14 protein-coding genes are annotated in these 17,416 nt (G+C 57.3%); 12 read left to right on the top strand and 2 right to left on the bottom strand.

Features of this window, described 5'->3' with window-relative positions; translation table 11 throughout:
* Positions 1-132 precede the first annotated feature (132 nt).
* The 7 genes from pepN to GS630_RS13000 all read left to right on the top strand — a co-directional run bounded on the left by pepN (position 133) and on the right by GS630_RS13000 (position 9,400).
* Entirely contained in the window at positions 133-2,685 is a 2,553-nt protein-coding gene (pepN, locus tag GS630_RS13030) for an aminopeptidase N (RefSeq protein WP_171620639.1), read from the top strand.
* Complete coding sequence (locus tag GS630_RS13025; protein ID WP_171175252.1) at positions 2,682-3,110, top strand: hypothetical protein; 429 nt, start codon at positions 2,682-2,684, stop codon at positions 3,108-3,110. Before pepN ends, GS630_RS13025 begins: the two co-directional genes overlap by 4 nt.
* Positions 3,111-3,239: 129 nt before the next feature.
* The gene (locus GS630_RS13020; protein ID WP_171620637.1) at positions 3,240-4,499 is read left to right on the top strand and encodes a hypothetical protein; all 1,260 of its coding nucleotides are present in this window, start codon (positions 3,240-3,242) and stop codon (positions 4,497-4,499) included.
* A gap of 81 nt (positions 4,500-4,580) precedes the next feature.
* On the top strand, positions 4,581-6,092 hold the full coding sequence (gene gatB, locus GS630_RS13015; protein WP_171175256.1) for an Asp-tRNA(Asn)/Glu-tRNA(Gln) amidotransferase subunit GatB: 1,512 nt from the start codon (positions 4,581-4,583) through the stop codon (positions 6,090-6,092).
* A 148-nt stretch (positions 6,093-6,240) separates the two neighbouring features.
* Entirely contained in the window at positions 6,241-7,497 is a 1,257-nt protein-coding gene (gene pepT / locus GS630_RS13010) for a peptidase T (protein ID WP_171712049.1), read from the top strand.
* An 80-nt stretch (positions 7,498-7,577) separates the two neighbouring features.
* Positions 7,578-7,997 carry a DUF4177 domain-containing protein gene (locus GS630_RS13005; RefSeq protein WP_171620633.1) on the top strand — a complete coding sequence of 140 codons (420 nt, stop codon included), beginning with the start codon at positions 7,578-7,580 and terminating at the stop codon, positions 7,995-7,997.
* A gap of 326 nt (positions 7,998-8,323) precedes the next feature.
* Positions 8,324-9,400 (top strand): PLP-dependent cysteine synthase family protein, encoded by a 1,077-nt coding sequence (locus tag GS630_RS13000; protein ID WP_171175263.1) that lies wholly within the window; start codon positions 8,324-8,326, stop codon positions 9,398-9,400.
* A 12-nt stretch (positions 9,401-9,412) separates the two neighbouring features.
* Here GS630_RS13000 and GS630_RS12995 read toward each other — a convergent pair whose 3' ends face one another.
* Entirely contained in the window at positions 9,413-9,667 is a 255-nt protein-coding gene (locus tag GS630_RS12995) for a BolA family transcriptional regulator (RefSeq protein WP_171175265.1), read from the bottom strand.
* 108 nt (positions 9,668-9,775) lie between these two features.
* Here GS630_RS12995 and GS630_RS12990 point away from each other — a divergent pair, with 108 nt between their 5' ends.
* A complete protein-coding gene (locus tag GS630_RS12990) occupies positions 9,776-10,402 on the top strand; it encodes a J domain-containing protein (protein ID WP_171175272.1) in 627 nt (208 codons plus the stop codon).
* Between the two features lie 137 nt (positions 10,403-10,539).
* The gene (locus tag GS630_RS12985) at positions 10,540-11,088 is read left to right on the top strand and encodes a hypothetical protein (RefSeq protein ID WP_171175275.1); all 549 of its coding nucleotides are present in this window, start codon (positions 10,540-10,542) and stop codon (positions 11,086-11,088) included.
* A 166-nt stretch (positions 11,089-11,254) separates the two neighbouring features.
* On the opposite strand, the gene GS630_RS12980 is transcribed toward GS630_RS12985, so the two are convergent.
* Positions 11,255-12,088 (bottom strand): Hint domain-containing protein, encoded by an 834-nt coding sequence (locus GS630_RS12980; protein ID WP_171235538.1) that lies wholly within the window; start codon positions 12,086-12,088, stop codon positions 11,255-11,257.
* 379 nt (positions 12,089-12,467) lie between these two features.
* On the opposite strand from GS630_RS12980, the gene cobS reads away from it, so the two are divergent.
* The 3 genes from cobS (at position 12,468) to GS630_RS12965 (ending at position 17,384) form a co-directional block, all read left to right on the top strand.
* A complete protein-coding gene (cobS, locus tag GS630_RS12975) occupies positions 12,468-13,454 on the top strand; it encodes a cobaltochelatase subunit CobS (RefSeq protein WP_171175278.1) in 987 nt (328 codons plus the stop codon).
* A gap of 123 nt (positions 13,455-13,577) precedes the next feature.
* The gene (cobT, locus tag GS630_RS12970; protein WP_171235537.1) at positions 13,578-15,455 is read left to right on the top strand and encodes a cobaltochelatase subunit CobT; all 1,878 of its coding nucleotides are present in this window, start codon (positions 13,578-13,580) and stop codon (positions 15,453-15,455) included.
* 138 nt (positions 15,456-15,593) lie between these two features.
* Entirely contained in the window at positions 15,594-17,384 is a 1,791-nt protein-coding gene (locus tag GS630_RS12965) for an aminopeptidase P family protein (RefSeq protein WP_171620629.1), read from the top strand.
* Positions 17,385-17,416: the final 32 nt, after the last annotated feature.

Genomic DNA, 17,416 nt, shown 5'->3' with positions numbered 1-17,416 from the left:
GACGCGCGGTTTGCAATGTTTGGTTTTCCCGGAGGCTGCTTCAAAATCACCAAGCGAATGAAGCGGGCCAGTTGCAGCCCCTGACCGAAGCCCCTAACGTCGCGCCAAACCCGTACGGATACGAGGCCCCAGATGCGCGACGCTGCACCCACAACAATTTACCTGAAAGACTACACGCCGTTTGGCTATCTGGTGGACAGCGTGCACCTGACTTTTGACCTTGCAGACCACGCCACCCGCGTCACATCCCGCATCGCTTTCCGCCCAAACCTCGATGCCACGGAGCGGACCTTCTTTCTGCACGGGGAAGACCTCGCGCTGATCAGCGCCTCGATCAACGGCGCTGAAGTCACGCCGGATGTGACAGACAAGGGCCTGACAGTCGACGTACCGGATGAACCCTTCATCTGGGAGGCCGAAGTCGAGATCGATCCCGGCAATAACACCGCGCTGGAAGGGCTTTACATGTCGAACGGCATGTACTGCACGCAATGCGAGGCAGAGGGGTTTCGCAAAATCACCTATTACCCCGACCGCCCGGACGTGATGTCCACCTTTACCGTGCGTATCAACGGCGACCTTCCGGTATTGTTGTCCAACGGCAACCCGTCGGGCAAGGGTGAAGGCTGGGCCGAATGGACCGACCCATGGCCCAAACCGGCCTATCTGTTTGCACTGGTCGCAGGAGACCTGATCGCCCACCCCGGCCAATTCACCACCAAGTCGGGCCGCGACGTGGAATTGAACCTGTGGGTTCGTCCCGGCGATGAAGGCAAATGCGCGTTTGGCATGGAAGCCTTGAAAAAATCGATGAAATGGGACGAAGACGTCTATGGCCGCGAATACGATCTAGACGTATTCAACATTGTCGCCGTGGACGATTTCAACATGGGCGCGATGGAAAACAAGGGTCTGAACATCTTTAACTCGTCGGCTGTTCTGGCCAGCCCCGAAACCTCGACCGATGCGAACTTCGAACGCATCGAAGCAATCATCGCGCATGAATATTTCCACAACTGGACCGGAAACCGCATCACCTGCCGCGACTGGTTTCAGCTGTGTCTGAAAGAAGGGCTGACAGTATTCCGCGATGCGCAGTTCACATCCGACATGCGCTCGGCGCCGGTGAAACGCATTCACGACGCCATAGACCTGCGCGCGCGCCAGTTCCCCGAAGACAACGGCCCCCTATCACACCCGGTTCGCCCCGAGAGCTTTCAGGAGATCAACAACTTCTACACCGCGACCGTCTATGAGAAAGGTGCCGAAGTAATCGGAATGCTGAAACGCTTGGTCGGGGATGACGCCTATGCCAAAGCGCTGGATCTGTATTTTGAGCGCCATGACGGCCAAGCCTGCACCATCGAGGACTGGATCAAGGTCTTTGAAGACACCACCGGCCGCGATCTGACTCAATTCCAGAGCTGGTACAGCCAATCGGGCACGCCACGCGTCACCGTTTCAGAAAACTGGGCGGACGGCATTTATACCCTGACGTTGAATCAGCGCACCGAGCCGACGCCGGGACAGAATGAAAAGCAGCCTCAGGTAATCCCGGTTGCCGTGGGCCTGTTGGGGGCCAACGGGGATGAGGTCCGCCAAACCGAAGTGTTGGAACTGACTGAAGCTGAGCAAAGCTTTCAATTCACCGGGCTCGCCGCAAAACCCACACCGTCGATCCTGCGTGATTTCTCAGCGCCGGTTATTCTTGAGCATGATGTCAGCAACGCCGAGCGCGCTTTTCTGCTGGCTCACGATACAGATCCGTTTAACCGCTGGCAGGCTGGGCGGTCTTTGGCGCAAGATACTTTGCTGCGAATGATCCTGGATGATGCCGCACCAGATGCCGATTACCTTGATGGGTTGCTGGCTGTGCTGCGCGACGTGGATTTGGATCCAGCGTACCGGGCCTTGATGCTGGGGCTACCGACGCAATCGGAACTGGCGGCAAGCCTTTTTGAACGCGGCCATACCCCCGATCCGATGATGATCTGGACGGCAATTGAGACGCTGCGGCAGGCAACAGCCCAGCATGTACAGGATCTGTTGCCCCGGCTACACAGCGAAGCCTTGGTGGATGGCCCCTATGCGCCGGACGCTGCGCAATCCGGCAAGCGCGCCCTTGGCAGCGCCGCGCTGGCGCTGACCACCCGACTGGATGGCGGAGCAATGGCGGCTGAGGCGTATGGCAATGCAGATAACATGACCCTGCAACTGACCGCCTTGTCCTGCCTGCTGCGCGCACGCAAAGGTGAGGCCGAATTGGCCGCGTTCTACAGACAGTGGCAGCATGACCGTCTTGTCATGGACAAGTGGTTTGGTTTGCAGGTGGCAATGGCCGGGCCCGAGGCAACACCCGGTGTGGCACAATCTCTGACGCAGCACGCTGACTTCAACTGGAAGAACCCCAATCGCTTCCGCGCAGTAGTGGGCGCACTGGCCATGAACCACGCCGGGTTCCATCAGCCTGACGGGGCAGGCTATGCCCTGCTGGCCGATTGGCTGATCCGACTGGATCCGGTGAACCCACAAACCACTGCACGGATGTGTTCTGCATTTCAAACGTGGAAACGGTATGACGCAGATCGACAGGAACTAATGCGCGCGCAGCTTTCTCGCGTTGCCGAAACCCCAAACCTGTCGCGTGACACCAGCGAAATGGTGTCGCGCATCCTTGGCGCATGACTGACTACTCTTTTGCCCGACAGAACCGGAGCACACGCACCTTGGTCATCCTGGCCAGCGTTTATGCAGGTTTGATGACTCTGGTCCTGTTGTTTGACGCAGCGTGGTGGATCGTGTGGCTGCTGGCACTGGCCACCCTGCCCGCAGTTTGGGATGTGGTTCAGAACACGCGCGCAGGCGTTCAGATCGACCAGACCGCCATTCGCTGGTTCACTGGCAAGCGCCAGGGTGAAATCATGCTGAACGACATTGATTTCTTTCGTTTTGACACCCGCTGGGACTTTTCCGTGCGCGTCTCGATCGTCTTGGAATCGGGCAAGCGAATCCGTTTACCGGACGAGTCGCTCCCGCCGCACCGAGAACTGGAACCCGTTCTGACACAGGCTGGTTTTCGCGTAGAGCGCCATCATTTCACTGTTTTCTGAAACACTGGCCCCTTGATCGCCGGATTGGACACTAAAGTCGAAAACTGTTAAGCATTTGACTTGATCTGAGCCCAATATCTCGCCAGATTTATAAGCAGTTCAGTGTTTTTACAGTTTTCGAGTTTTGCCATGTTTCGGTCGTTTAGGGCGTTGTTTGCCCAGAAATCAGCCTCATCTGCCCCAACCGCACCAGATTTGTGCGCAACGCAGTCTGCTTTGGCTGCTGCTTTGCCGGATCAAGGACAACTCAACATTCCTGTTGCGCGAACAGGTGATGAAAACCTGATCGGACATTCCACAATCGAGCACGGCCGTCACCTTGCCAGACAAGATCGTTGGGAAGATCTTTCCAAGGAGATGCGCGCGGCGGATCAGGATCGTGCTGCCGTGTCGGACGGAATGCCGATTGCCGACCTTCTGGCATTTGGGGCCAGATCGGATGTGGTGCTGGCTGCGGAACATGCGCTGACGGATGGAAAGGCCATTTCGGACTATGACCTGTTGGGAGGTATATCTGAGCTTGAAGGCGAAATGGCAGACTTTCCCGATGATCCGATGATCGCTACTGTCGTGGCCCTTGCCCATATCGATCTGGCCTGGGCGTGGCGCGGAACCGCCTCGGACGCGGCACTGCCGCCGTTGCACCGATCGCGCTGTGCGGCGCATTTCGACCGGGCCGCGTCGATCTTGCCCAAATGCCGGGCTGATGCCCCGGACAGCCCGCTGATTGCTGCGGCAAGCTGCGCGCTTTTGGCCGGTCAGCGCAGATCCAGTGCGCGTGTGTCAGACGAATACGAGCGTCTGATCACGCTGGATCCGCGCAACCAACGGCACATGCGTGCCATGGGCAGCCATCTGTTGCCCCGGTGGTTCGGAAGCTACGATGAATTGGAATTGCAAGCGATGCGCACTGCGGCTCGGACCCAGGGCGTATGGGGTGCTGGCGGCTACACTTGGGTCCAATTCGACGCCATTGCATTGGATGAAGAAGCCTGTGCGCGTGTCGATACCGAGTATTTCCTGGACGGTTTGCGCGACATCGTGCGACTGCGGCCCGACCAGCAAATGATCAATATGCTCTCGGCCTATTGTGCAATCACCATCCAGAACGGACGAGGACTGAACGAACAAGCCGACCAGTTCCGAGCACAGATGCGCGAGACCGCCAACTGGTTGATCCGCGACCACTTGACCGAGTTGCATCCCATGATCTGGGCCCACGCGACCGCAGGGTTCAACAACTCTGTCCGCATCAACTCGCCCGAGCGGTTTGCCGCGCGGGGTCAGCGGGATGCATTGCGGGCAATCTCGGATCTGTTCCGGGACGAATTGCGTAGCGGTATGGATGTGACCTTCACACCAACGGGCCTACAGTTTTCCCAGAACTGAACGCGTCAGGATTCCCCCTTGCCCCTAGGCCCTGCCGGGCCTAATACGCAGGCTTAGACTTCTGCGGAAATGAGGCGCGCCATGCTCGATCTGACATACGAAATGCCCAAACCCAAGACCATTGCCGGGGCCAAGCACGACTGGGAACTGGTGATCGGGATGGAGGTGCACGCTCAGGTTTCGTCCAATGCCAAGCTGTTTTCTGGTGCGTCGACCCAATTCGGGGCCGAACCGAACTCGAACGTGGCCTTCGTCGACGCGGCGATGCCGGGAATGCTGCCTGTGATCAACGAATATTGTGTTGAACAGGCTGTGCGCACCGGGCTGGGCCTGAAGGCGGACATCAACTTGAAATCGGCGTTCGACCGCAAGAACTATTTCTACCCCGACCTGCCGCAGGGCTATCAGATTTCGCAGCTGTACCACCCCATCGTGGGCGAAGGTGAAGTGCTGGTTGAAATGGGTGACGGCACCGCGCGCATGGTTCGCATCGAACGCATTCACATGGAGCAGGATGCGGGTAAATCGATCCACGACATGGACCCGCATATGTCCTTTGTTGACCTGAACCGGACCGGCGTTTGCCTGATGGAGATTGTCAGCCGCCCCGATATTCGCGGGCCGGAAGAGGCCGCCGCCTATATCGCCAAACTGCGCCAGATCATGCGTTACTTGGGCACCTGCGATGGCAACATGCAGAACGGCAACCTGCGCGCCGACGTGAACGTATCGATCTGTTTGCCGGGTGCCTATGAGAAGTATCAGGAAACGCAGGATTTCTCGCATCTTGGCACGCGGTGTGAGATCAAGAACATGAACTCGATGCGCTTTATCCAGCAAGCGATCGAGGTCGAAGCCCGCCGCCAGATCGCCATCGTCGAAGGGGGCGGTGAGGTCGAACAGGAAACCCGCCTGTATGACCCGGACAAGGGCGAGACCCGCTCGATGCGGTCCAAGGAAGAGGCGCACGATTATCGTTACTTCCCCGACCCTGATCTGCTGCCGCTGGAAATCGAACAAGCGTGGGTCGACGACATCGCCGCGAAGCTGCCCGAACTGCCCGACGAGAAGAAGGCACGTTTTATCAGCGAATTCGGCCTGACCGACTATGACGCATCGGTTCTGACCGCCGAAGTGGAATCGGCTGCGTATTTCGAAGAGGTCGCCAAGGGCCGTAACGGGAAACTGGCTGCGAACTGGGTCATCAACGAACTGTTCGGCCGGTTGAAAAAAGAAGACCACGACATCACCGACTCGCCGGTTTCTCCGGCGCAGTTGGGTGGGATCATCGATCTGATTTCGTCGGATGCCATTTCGGGCAAGATCGCCAAGGACCTTTTCGAGATCGTCTATACCGAAGGCGGTGATCCGGCGCAGATCGTCGAAGACCGCGGCATGAAGCAGGTGACCGATACCGGCGCCATCGAAGCTGCTCTGGATGAAATCATTGCCGCCAACCCGGCGCAGGTTGAAAAGGCCAAAGTGAACCCGAAGCTGGCGGGCTGGTTTGTCGGTCAGGTCATGAAGGCGACCGGAGGCAAGGCGAACCCGAAGGCCGTGAACGAACTGGTCAGCAAAAAGCTTGGGTCGTAACCCGTTTTATGTGTACAGGTCTGCCAGCGGCAACGCGTGGATTTGTACACATCGTATTCTCACGAAATCTTAAGACTGGGGGGGCAAGCCATCGGCTTGACTTCCCCCTGTTCGCGCTCTTTCTTCGCCTCCAGAGAGGTTAGGTATCATGCAGAACAGATTTGATCAGGAACTCGAAGACCGGCTGGTGCGATACGCGGCCATTGACAGTCAGAGTGACGAGACTTCCCCTACAACCCCAAGCACGCAAATCCAGTTCGACATGCTGAACCTGTTGCGCAACGAGCTGGCCCAGATCGGCGCGCAGGATATCGAGATCACAGGCGATAGCGTGGTGGTTGCAACCATTCCCGGAAACGCTCAGGGGCCGACAGTGGGCTTTTTGGCGCATGTGGATACGGCCCCACAGTTCAACGCCACAGGCGTCAAGCCACGTGTCATCAAGGGATACAATGGCGGTGACATCTCATTCCCCGACGATCCTGATCTGGTTCTGTCGCCGGAAGAAAACCCCTATTTGGCCGAGAAAATTGGGCATGACCTGATCACCGCTTCAGGCACGACCCTGCTGGGTGCGGATGACAAGGCGGGCGTGTCGATCCTGATGACCATGGCGCGGCACCTGATCGAAAACCCGGATATTCCGCACGGACCGATCCGCATCGCCTTTACCCCGGATGAAGAGATCGGGCGCGGTGTAACCGAACAGCTGCCCAAGGATCTGGGCGCGGATTTCGCCTATACTCTGGACGGTCAGGAAGTGGGTGAGATCGAATATGAAAGCTTCTCAGCCGACCGTGCGGTGATCAAGATCGAAGGCGTTTCGATCCATCCCGGTTTAGCGAAAGACAAAATGGTGAACGCTGCACATCTGGCTGCAAAGATCGTTCAAACGCTGCCTCAGGCCACCATGACCCCGGAAACCACCGATGGGCGCGAAGGGTTCATCCATGTCACCGACATGAATGGCGGCTCTTCCGAGATGGAGATCAAACTGATCCTGCGTGATTTCGAGCTGGACGCACTGGAAGCCCAGCGCAACATCGTGCGTCAGGTGTGTGCCGCCGTACAGGCCACCGAACCACGCGCGACCATCACCTGCGAGATCAGCCATCAGTATCGCAATATGCGCTATTGGCTGGAAAACGACATGACGCCAGTCGATCTGGCCCGGGATGCCTGTCGCGAGTTGGGGATCGAACCTCTGTCCGTCCCGATCCGTGGCGGCACCGACGGGTCGCGCCTGACCGAGTTCGGCACCCCCTGCCCCAATCTGTTCACTGGGATGCAGTGTATTCACGGGCCGATGGAATGGATTTCGGTGCAGGACATGGCGCTGGCGACCGAACTGTGCCTGTCGGTTGTGACCAAGGCAGCACAGACTGGTGGCAATCATCAGGGCTGAAATCCGCCGGTTGGGCAACGGCTCTTTCCCTCGGGGATCAGCGTGTTAGTTTATCGCGAACAGGTGTTTAGGAACAGTTGATGCAGCGCTACGAATACAAGGTGATCCCCGCCCCACAAAAAGGTGTCAAAGCCAAGGGCGTCAAAACGGCTGAGGGTCGCTTTGCGGTCTCGGTTGAACAGGTCCTGAACCAAATGGGTCAGGACGGCTGGGAATACCAACGCGCCGAATTGCTGCCCAGCGAGGAACGCGCGGGCCTGACCGGATCGACCACAAACTGGCGCAACGTGCTGGTGTTCCGGCGCGTGGTGGAAGAAGAAGTTGACGCACCTGAAATCGGCACAGCACTAGATATGGACAGCACCCCGTTGGCCCAGCCAGTACAGGGCCCTGACGAGGTTCAAGCGCCGAAACCGATTGCGGCGGAAGCGGATGAACCGCCCTTGTCTTTGAAACGGTCTGATGAAACACCCGAGGCCGGTGAAATCTCAAAAACCTAATCTTTGTAGCAGGGATTGGTGTCTTTATCAGGCCCCTTGACTGCCTGCTATATTGAGAAACCTCTAAGTCTTTTAAATTTACCACCCCTTCAATAAGGATTTTTTTTCGCAACCAGCGTCTAGATTTATCCCTTGATGGATCCAGCCCGCTTCGATCGCGAATGATCAGAACAGACGCTTTTCAACGCGTATTCTCGCCCGAAAAAGAACGGAAGTACTAAAAAATGGCAGCGACTTGAACACAAGCGGTACACGCCATTTGAAAAAGGGATACGCCCCCCGAAAATCTATGGCATGTTAACTGAATAACCGGGAGGGACATCAAAATGGCTATTCGGCAAACGCAAGGGCGGGCACGCCTTTATGACAGCATTCTCGATACCGTGGGCGACACGCCTTGCATCCGGGTCAATCGGATCGTGCCAGAACATGTAACCGTCTATGTGAAGTTCGAAGCGTTCAATCCCGCCGGTTCGGTCAAGGACAGGCTAGCGCTGAATATCATCGAAGCAGCGGAACGCGACGGGCGATTGAAACCGGGTCAGACAGTTGTCGAGGCAACCTCGGGCAATACCGGCATCGGCCTTGCCATGGTTTGCGCGGCCAAGGGCTATCCGCTGGTTGTAACGATGGCAGAAAGTTTCTCGGTCGAGCGGCGCAAGCTGATGCGCTTTCTGGGGGCCAAGGTGGTTCTGACCCCCAAGGCGCAGAAAGGGTTTGGTATGTACACCAAGGCCAAGGAACTGGCCGAGGAAAACGGGTGGTTTCTGGCCAGCCAGTTCGAAACCTCTGCCAATGCCGATATCCATGAGAACACGACCGCGCGGGAAGTTCTTGCAGATTTCGAAGGGCAGCGACTGGATTACTGGGTGACCGGATACGGAACCGGCGGTACGGTTTCCGGTGTATCTCGCGTCCTGCGGAAGGAACGGCCGGAGACAAAGATCATCCTGACCGAACCAGCCAACGCCGCAATTGTGTCATCGGGGTACACCAACACCCGCAACGAGGATCATCAGCCGACCGAGAGCCACCCGAATTTCGAACCGCACCCGATTCAGGGATGGACGCCGGACTTCATTCCCTGGGTCCTGCAGGAAGCCATAGACAACGAATATTACGACGAACTGACCCCTGTGCCCGGACCCGAAGGGATCGCGTGGTCACGCCGACTTGCCTCGGAAGAAGGTATTTTTACCGGAATCTCGGGCGGGTCGACCTTTGCTGTCGCAATGAAGATGGCCGAATCCGCGCCAGAGGGATCCGTTTTTCTGGTCATGCTGCCGGACACTGGCGAGCGTTATTTGTCGACCCCTTTGTTCGAAGGCATCGAAGACGACATGACAGAAGAAGAATATGCGATTTCGGCGTCAACGCCCTCAGCGCAGATGAGCGCAGACTGACGTTCTGCGCGTTCAGGTATCGATATCCAGTGCCAGCGCGTGAATGCGGGGCACGATATCGCCCAAGGCTTTGTGAACCGCACGATGACGGGCGACACGATTTTGCCCTTCGAAGGCGGCGGCGCGAATGCGGACGTTGAAGTGGCTTTCACCACCATCCTGATAGCCCGCGTGGCCGCGGTGGCTTTCGCTGTCATCGATCACCTCAAGCTCGCGCGGGTCAAAGGCAGCTTGCAGGCAGGTTCGGATCTCGTCAGTCACGCTCATTTTTTCGCTCAGCGGTAAAAATTTTACCGCCCCCCTCTTCTACTTTCGGCTGCTTAGATTAAACTGCTGCCTCCGAGTCGAAAAGATGCGTTCGTGAGGATTGAGAGCATGGCGAAGTCAGACCCCTTCGGATTTGATATGTCCGTTTCCAGCGCCAAGAAAAAGAACCCGCGCGGGCGCCGGGGCATGTCAGGCGCGTCCGAGACGTCAGTCCGGATCTGTGATCATGAGGGCTGCAACGAGCCGGGCAAGTTCCGCGCACCCAAGGCACCGGATGTGCTGGATGATTTCTTCTGGTTCTGCCAGCAGCATGTGCGCGAATATAACCAAAAGTGGAACTTCTTCGACGGTACCACCGAGGCCGAACTGAACGCGCAGCGATCAAAGGACAAAGTGTGGGAACGTGAGACCAAGCCGATGGGCGACCCCGAGGCCCGTGCCTGGGCCCGTCTGGGCATTGAGGACCCGCATCAGGTGCTGGGTGCCAACAGCACGCAGAACAAAGGCCGCACTTCGGGTGGTGGTGGCCGGCGCCTGCCCCCCACCGAACGCCGAGCAATCGAGATTCTGGAAGCCAATGACAGCTGGTCCAAGGCAGAGGTGCGCAAGGCCTACAAGAAGTTGATCAAGGTTTTGCACCCGGACATGAATGGCGGTGATCGCTCGCAAGAAGAACAGCTGCAAGAGGTCGTCTGGGCCTGGGACCAGATCAAGGACAGCCGGAACTTCAAATAAATCTGCGACCCGACAGCTGTGGCTTTGTGTGTACACTGCCCGGCCCGATTGCGATCAAGCTCACTGGAAACCTTGTTCAATTCCCGCAATAGTGGTGGAGTTTGAACACGGGTATTAACGGAGCAGCCGCTGTGCGTATGCCATACCTCCTTTTGCTTTTTTCGCTGGGCGTTTATTTCGCGGCCCCGTTTCTTCCGCCTGAATTCGCGTTCGCCCGAGAACTGAGCCTGCTATTCATTGTCATCAGCCTGATTTGGGGGCTGCGCGCGTGGCTCAGGTGGCGCAAAGCAAACACATGGATCATCGTGGACGGGTCCAACGTGATCCATTGGAAAGAGGGTAAGCCGGATCTGGGCACATTGCGGCTGGTGCTGTCGGCGCTGAAGACGGCCGGGTTCAAACCGGGTGTCGTATTCGATGCAAATGTCGGCTATAAGCTCGACGGCGAATACATGAACGACCGGGCGCTGAGCCGCGCTTTGGGTCTGCGTACCAAGCAGGTCATGATCGCACCCAAAGGAACGCCGGCGGATCCTTTGATTTTACAAGCGTCGCGGGACAGCAAGGCACGCATTATCACAAATGACCGGTTTCGGGATTGGGTGGACGAGTTTCCGGATGTTTTGAAAGCGGATCGCCTCGTGAAAGGCGGCTTTCGTAACGATGAGCTTTGGTTTTCGCTATGAGTAGGTGACCGTCGTTTCAAAGCTAAAGTTTGCGCGCGGTGCTGTGACGTACTTTATGTGGCGCCCTCATTTCAAATTGATGGTAGTCGATCTAGAGAAGCAAACTTTGCACTAACTTGCTTGACCGCGGTGTAGATCAGTAAATGGCAGGGCTTTCTCCGCAAGCTTAACTTATTATTACAAGTGCTTCCCAACGCTTCAAGCAACTCAGGCGAGTTTGTGAGGGCACTGTCGAGCGATCACTTAATTCCGAAAATAGCGTTAGCAACTCTTTTACGTCTTCGCGGTGGAAGGATTTCAGCGCTATATCACCCAGAAATAAACTTTCAGTTGGCAAACCGTTGGACATCAGTATTGCGTGGCGACAGCAAGCAATGTGGTAGTACGTGACTGGCTCATTGAAATGAACCTGACGAATGGTTTTGTCGTTCACCAGATGGATTGCTGCGGCAAAGACTCTAGGCTCTCCGTACAGAAGTTCTGCGCGCCATCCTTCCAGAACAATTCTGTGTTGCGGAGATACGTACAAATCGCGGTGAGGAATGCCTTCTCCCAACGCTCCCTTTTGGATACAAACGGGGTGCAATTGAGGGTTGCGCCTCAAATCCTCCGCGCTCAGGGTCTTTTCTCCAATCCACTCAATGGGCAGCAGATCACCACTGGAAAGGCGCACTTTATCCCCAACTGACAGTTCCTCGACAGCGCAATACCCTTTTTCGGTCGCTATCATAGTGCCCTTCACGAAACACGGCACAGTTCCAGCCGGAAGCGCGACGGTCGCTATAAGAGAGTCGTTATTCCCATTACCAGGACCCGTAGACGCGAATATTTCGACGGTCAGCTGCGTGTTGGGAGGAATGACGACACCGGGGGTGAGGTCAACAGTTAAAACCCCGCTCGACGAAATCGAAACAGAATAATCTGAAGGGTTCAATCCCCCTGTCCCCGTAACAACAACATTCCATGAAGCTCCGGCCTTGGTCGCGGTGTATTGTTGCATAACCGAAGACGACCCAGTGGGGATTGCGATCGAAGAGGGGCCTAGAATTGTTAGCGCCATTGGAGCTTTTTTCCGTTAGCCAACACCGAGAGCCGATTATGCATCAACATATCGTCGATTTAACCCATTTTATTTTATTATTGCAATGTTGATATGTTTCGTGGCTTTACGGCTGCGCGCCTCAAAGGCAAAACGTCCCTTTTTTTGGTTTGAGCCGTAAGTCACGAGCCTCGGCGCGCTATGCCGATAAGGCCAGTTTCAAAGAAACATCCCCTCAGCGTTTCCGCGCTGCCTCTTTCCCTTGCCCTTGCCCGCAATATGTTGCACCACACACGGGTTCAGACCCAGCAAGACGGGCCACAGGATAAGGACAAGACGAATGGCTGACGGATCGATCGACGTAAACGCGAAACCCACCGAAGATATCTCGGTCCGCGACGTATTCGGCATTGATACGGAAATGAAGGTCAAAGGCTTTGCCGAGGCCACAGACCGCGTCCCGGCCATCGACCCTACCTATAAGTTTGATCCTGAAACGACCTTGGCGATCTTGGCGGGCTTTTCCCACAACCGTCGTGTAATGATCCAGGGCTATCACGGCACTGGCAAATCGACCCATATCGAACAGGTTGCAGCGCGTTTGAACTGGCCTGCTGTGCGTGTGAACCTGGATAGCCATATCAGCCGGATCGACCTAATCGGCAAAGACGCAATCAAGCTGCGTGACGGCAAGCAGGTGACTGAATTCCACGAAGGTATCCTGCCCTGGGCGCTGCGCAATCCGGTCGCCATCGTGTTCGACGAATATGATGCGGGTCGCGCGGACGTGATGTTCGTAATCCAGCGTGTTCTGGAGCATGACGGCAAGCTGACCTTGCTGGACCAGAACGAGATCATCACGCCGAACCCGAACTTCCGCCTGTTTGCCACCGCCAACACCGTTGGTCTGGGCGATACTACGGGCCTCTATCACGGCACACAGCAGATCAACCAAGCCCAGATGGACCGTTGGTCACTGGTCTCGACACTGAACTACCTCAGCCACGATGCCGAAACGATGATCGTGCTGTCGAAAGCGCCGCACTATAACACGGCTGAAGGTCGCAAAACCGTTAGTCAGATGGTCACTGTGGCCGACCTGACCCGGACTGCGTTTATGAATGGCGATCTGTCGACTGTCATGAGCCCCCGTACGGTAATCAACTGGGCACAGAACGCCGAGATTTTCCGCGATGTCGGCTATGCTTTCCGCCTGTCCTTCCTGAACAAGTGTGACGAGCTGGAGCGTCAGACCGTAGCCGAGTTCTATCAGCGCTGCTTCGACGAAGAGCTGCCGGAAAGCGCGGCAAGCGTAAGCTTGGGGTAATCCGCTGGAGTTCGCCCGTTAACGGGCGCAATGCCTCCGGCGGAGGTATTTTTAGCCAGATGAAGGCGGATCCGGTTTCTCTGTCGGTAGAAATCGGATCTGCAATGTGAAAGGCTTGGGGACATGGCACAGAAGAACGACAACCCTGCTGATCCGTTCAAGAAGGCTTTGGCCGAGGCAACCAAGGTCATGGCCGATGACCCCGAGCTGTCCGTAACCTATACGGTTGATCCTTCGGGCATGTCCGGCGAGGCGATGCGTTTGCCTCAGGTTTCGCGCCGGATGACGCGCGAAGAGGTGCTTCTGGCACGCGGCACAGCCGACGCTCTGGCCTTGCAGCGCAAATATCACGACGATGCCACTCATGCGCGCTATGCGCCTCCGGGGGATATGGCGCGTGACCTCTATGAGGCGATGGAGACCGCCCGCTGCGAAGCGATGGGCGCACGGGATATGCCCGGCACCGCCAGCAATATTGACGTCAAGATCGGACATGAGGCGATCCGGCGCGGCTATGACCAATGCAAGCAGCCTGCCGATGCACCTCTGGCTGTGGCAGCAGGCTATCTGATCCGGCACTTGGCCACCGGGCGCGATCTGCCGCCTGCGGCCGAGAACATCATGAACCTTTGGCGCGGTTTCATCGAGGAACAGGCCGGAGGCACGTTGGAGAATCTGGACGAGATTCTTTCGGACCAAGCCGAGTTTGCCAAATTTGCCCGTCAGGTGATCAAGGATCTGGGCTATGGCGATCAGCTTGGGGATGACCCCGATGAGCTGGATGAAGAACAGGAAGATCAGGCCGAGGAAGACGCCGAGGAACAGCCCGATCCCGACAGTACCGGTCAGGATGACCAGGACGAGCAGGACGCCGATGCGACCCCTGAGCAAAGCCAGGAAGAGCAGCAGGATCAATCTCAGGCTCAGGTCTCGATGGACGAGATGGCCGAGGATGAGTTGGGCGATGAGGCGGAGATGCCTGAAGGGGAAGCGCCGCTGGAGCCGCCTGCACCGCCTCCTGCATCTGAAGCTGACCCGGATTACCGCGTATATCTGGACACTCATGATGAAGAGATCGCAGCCGAGGATCTGGCAGAACCAGCGGAATTGGAACGGTTGCGGGCCTATCTGGATCAGCAGCTCGAACCTTTGAAAGGGGCGGTTTCACGTCTGGCTAACAAACTGCAGCGCCGCCTTCAGGCACAACAGAACCGATCTTGGGAGTTCGACCGCGAAGAAGGCATTCTGGATGCCGGTCGCCTGGCGCGTGTTGTGGCGAACCCGACCACGCCGCTGAGTTTCAAGGTCGAGAAAGATACCGAATTCCGTGACACCGTGGTGACGCTGCTGTTGGACAACTCGGGATCAATGCGCGGGCGTCCAATTTCCATAGCGGCAATCTGCGCGGATGTACTGGCGCGGACGCTGGAGCGCTGCAATGTGAAGGTCGAGATTCTGGGCTTTACCACGCGGGCGTGGAAAGGTGGTCAGGCGCGTGAAGCGTGGTTGAACGATGGTCGACCGCAGCAACCCGGACGCCTGAATGACCTTCGACACATCATCTACAAGGGCGCGGATGCGCCCTGGCGGCGCGCACGACCAAATCTGGGCCTGATGATGAAAGAGGGGCTTCTGAAGGAAAACATCGACGGTGAGGCCTTGGAATGGGCGCATCGTAGGATGCTGGCGCGGCGCGAGGCGCGCAAGATCCTTATGGTCATTTCGGATGGTGCTCCGGTCGATGATTCCACGCTGAGCGTGAATCCGGCCAACTATCTTGAAAAGCATCTGCGCGACGTGATCGCCATGGTCGAAAAGCGCAAGATGGTCGAGCTGTTGGCAATCGGGATCGGTCATGACGTGACCCGCTATTATGACCGCGCCGTGACAATCACCGATGTGGAGCAGTTGGCAGGTGCGATGACCGAACAACTGGCGGCCCTGTTCGACAGTGATCCGCGTGCACGGGCGCGTGTGATGGGGATGCGAAAGGCCAGCTGAGGCTGGCTTTGCCTCCGGGCGGGCGTGTTTTTCCAAAAGATGAAGCGCCAATGGGCCATCAGGTACCGGGACGCTGATCTGGACATTTTTCCAATTGCCCCTCAGGGTCTGCCGGAAACGCAGCGAATGAGGCCCTTCATGTTCCAATCCTTTCAAGTGACTGCTCGCCCGGAACAGGGCCCTCCGCGACTTGCAGCTCTGCGGGATGAGATCGCACAGACAGGTTTGGACGGGTTTCTTATCCCGCGCGCGGACGCACATCAGGGGGAGTACGTAGCGCCACATGATGAACGTTTGGCTTGGTTGACAGGCTTTACGGGCTCGGCCGGTTTTTGCGTCGCCCTGCGCGATGTCGCGGGAGTGTTTATTGACGGTCGGTATCGTACACAGGTCAAGGCGCAAGTGGCCGAGGATTTCACGCCGGTGCCCTGGCCCGAGATCAGTCTGAGCACTTGGTTGAAAGAGCAACTGCCAGATGGCGGCAAAGTTGGGTTTGACCCCTGGCTGCACGCGGTAGGGCAGATTTCTAGCACGATGCGCGAATTAGACGGCACAGGTATCGAACTGGTACGGTGTGACAACCTTGTGGACCGGATCTGGGCAGATCAGCCCACCCCGCCGATGAACCCTGTCAAGTTGCATCCGATTGAGTTCGCCGGGGAATCGGCCGACAGCAAGATTTCTCGTCTGGCCGCGGGGTTGCATCGGGACGGGAGCCTAGCGTCAGTGACCACTCTGCCAGACTCGATCATGTGGCTGCTGAACATTCGCGGGTCGGACATTGCCTATAACCCCGTGGCCCATGGGTTTGCTGTGCTGCACGCAGTTGGCAGGGTTGATCTGTTCATGGCAGAGGAAAAGCTGGCGGAGGTTCGCGATCACCTGGGATCAAACGTCGCTATCCATGACCCGCGCACCTTCCTGGATGCTGTAGCGGCATTGAAAGGACCGGTGCAGGTGGATGACGCCACGCTGCCTCAGATCGTGGCGGATGCGTTGGGCGACGCCATGACAGAGGGTGGCGATCCTTGCGCCCTGCCCAAGGCTTGCAAAAACCCTGCCGAAATCGCTGGCAGCGCCGAGGCGCATTTGCGCGATGCAGTGGCTGTGATTGAGACCTTGTGCTGGTTGGACGGACAGACCCCTGGCAGCGTGACTGAAACGCAAGTGGTCACGCGTCTGGAAGAGAACCGGCGCAAGGACAATGCGCTTCAGGATATCTCGTTCGACACCATCGCAGGGACCGGGCCGAACGGTGCGATCATGCATTACCGTGTGACCGAAGAAACTGATAGCCGTTTGGAAAACGGTCATATTCTGGTGTTGGACAGCGGCGGACAATATCTTGACGGCACCACCGATATCACGCGAACCATTGCCATCGGTAACGTCGGCGCAGACGAGAAAATCTGTTTCACACGTGTGCTGAAAGGCATGATCGCCATGTCGATGCTGCGCTGGCCCGCTGGGCTTGCGGGCCGGGACATAGAATGCGTGGCCCGCACACCGCTATGGGCTGCGGGTCAAGACTTCAATCATGGGGTCGGCCATGGGGTCGGTGCGTATCTGAGTGTGCACGAGGGACCCCAACGCCTTTCAAAAGTAAGCCATGTACCGCTCAAGCCCGGTATGATCCTATCGAACGAGCCCGGATATTATCGCGAAGGTGCCTTTGGCATCCGCATTGAAAACCTTGTCGTGGTAGAAGAGGCACCAGCCCTGCCCGGCAGCGACGCAGAGCGCGCAATGCTGAACTGGCGCACCCTGACCTTTGTGCCGATTGACCGCAGGTTGATCCTGGTGGATATGTTGACGCCTGATGAACGCGACTGGCTGAATGCCTATCACCGCGACGTGGCGGAAAAGATCCGCCCAAGGCTGGGACATGACGCGCAACTGTGGTTGGATGCCGCAACAGCACCGGTCTGACACAGGACTGTTACATAGAACGGGCAGAGGAG

Source organism: Ruegeria sp. HKCCD7303, from assembly GCF_013111185.1.
In the GTDB taxonomy this organism is placed as follows: domain Bacteria; phylum Pseudomonadota; class Alphaproteobacteria; order Rhodobacterales; family Rhodobacteraceae; genus Ruegeria.
Note: the sequence above shows the minus strand (reverse complement) of the source record. Positions and strands in the feature narration are given on the sequence as shown.

Bases quoted from the DNA above. Each gene is read 5' to 3' on its own strand.
- pepN (WP_171620639.1), top strand. From the start codon at position 133: ATGCGCGACGCTGCACCCACAACAATTTACCTGAAAGACTACACGCCG.
- GS630_RS13025 (WP_171175252.1), top strand. From the start codon at position 2,682: ATGACTGACTACTCTTTTGCCCGACAGAACCGGAGCACACGCACCTTG.
- GS630_RS13020 (WP_171620637.1), top strand. From the start codon at position 3,240: ATGTTTCGGTCGTTTAGGGCGTTGTTTGCCCAGAAATCAGCCTCATCT.
- gatB (WP_171175256.1), top strand. From the start codon at position 4,581: ATGCTCGATCTGACATACGAAATGCCCAAACCCAAGACCATTGCCGGG.
- pepT (WP_171712049.1), top strand. From the start codon at position 6,241: ATGCAGAACAGATTTGATCAGGAACTCGAAGACCGGCTGGTGCGATAC.
- GS630_RS13005 (WP_171620633.1), top strand. From the start codon at position 7,578: ATGCAGCGCTACGAATACAAGGTGATCCCCGCCCCACAAAAAGGTGTC.
- GS630_RS13000 (WP_171175263.1), top strand. From the start codon at position 8,324: ATGGCTATTCGGCAAACGCAAGGGCGGGCACGCCTTTATGACAGCATT.
- GS630_RS12995 (WP_171175265.1), bottom strand. From the start codon at position 9,667: ATGAGCGTGACTGACGAGATCCGAACCTGCCTGCAAGCTGCCTTTGAC.
- GS630_RS12990 (WP_171175272.1), top strand. From the start codon at position 9,776: ATGGCGAAGTCAGACCCCTTCGGATTTGATATGTCCGTTTCCAGCGCC.
- GS630_RS12985 (WP_171175275.1), top strand. From the start codon at position 10,540: ATGCCATACCTCCTTTTGCTTTTTTCGCTGGGCGTTTATTTCGCGGCC.
- GS630_RS12980 (WP_171235538.1), bottom strand. From the start codon at position 12,088: ATGCAACAATACACCGCGACCAAGGCCGGAGCTTCATGGAATGTTGTT.
- cobS (WP_171175278.1), top strand. From the start codon at position 12,468: ATGGCTGACGGATCGATCGACGTAAACGCGAAACCCACCGAAGATATC.
- cobT (WP_171235537.1), top strand. From the start codon at position 13,578: ATGGCACAGAAGAACGACAACCCTGCTGATCCGTTCAAGAAGGCTTTG.
- GS630_RS12965 (WP_171620629.1), top strand. From the start codon at position 15,594: ATGTTCCAATCCTTTCAAGTGACTGCTCGCCCGGAACAGGGCCCTCCG.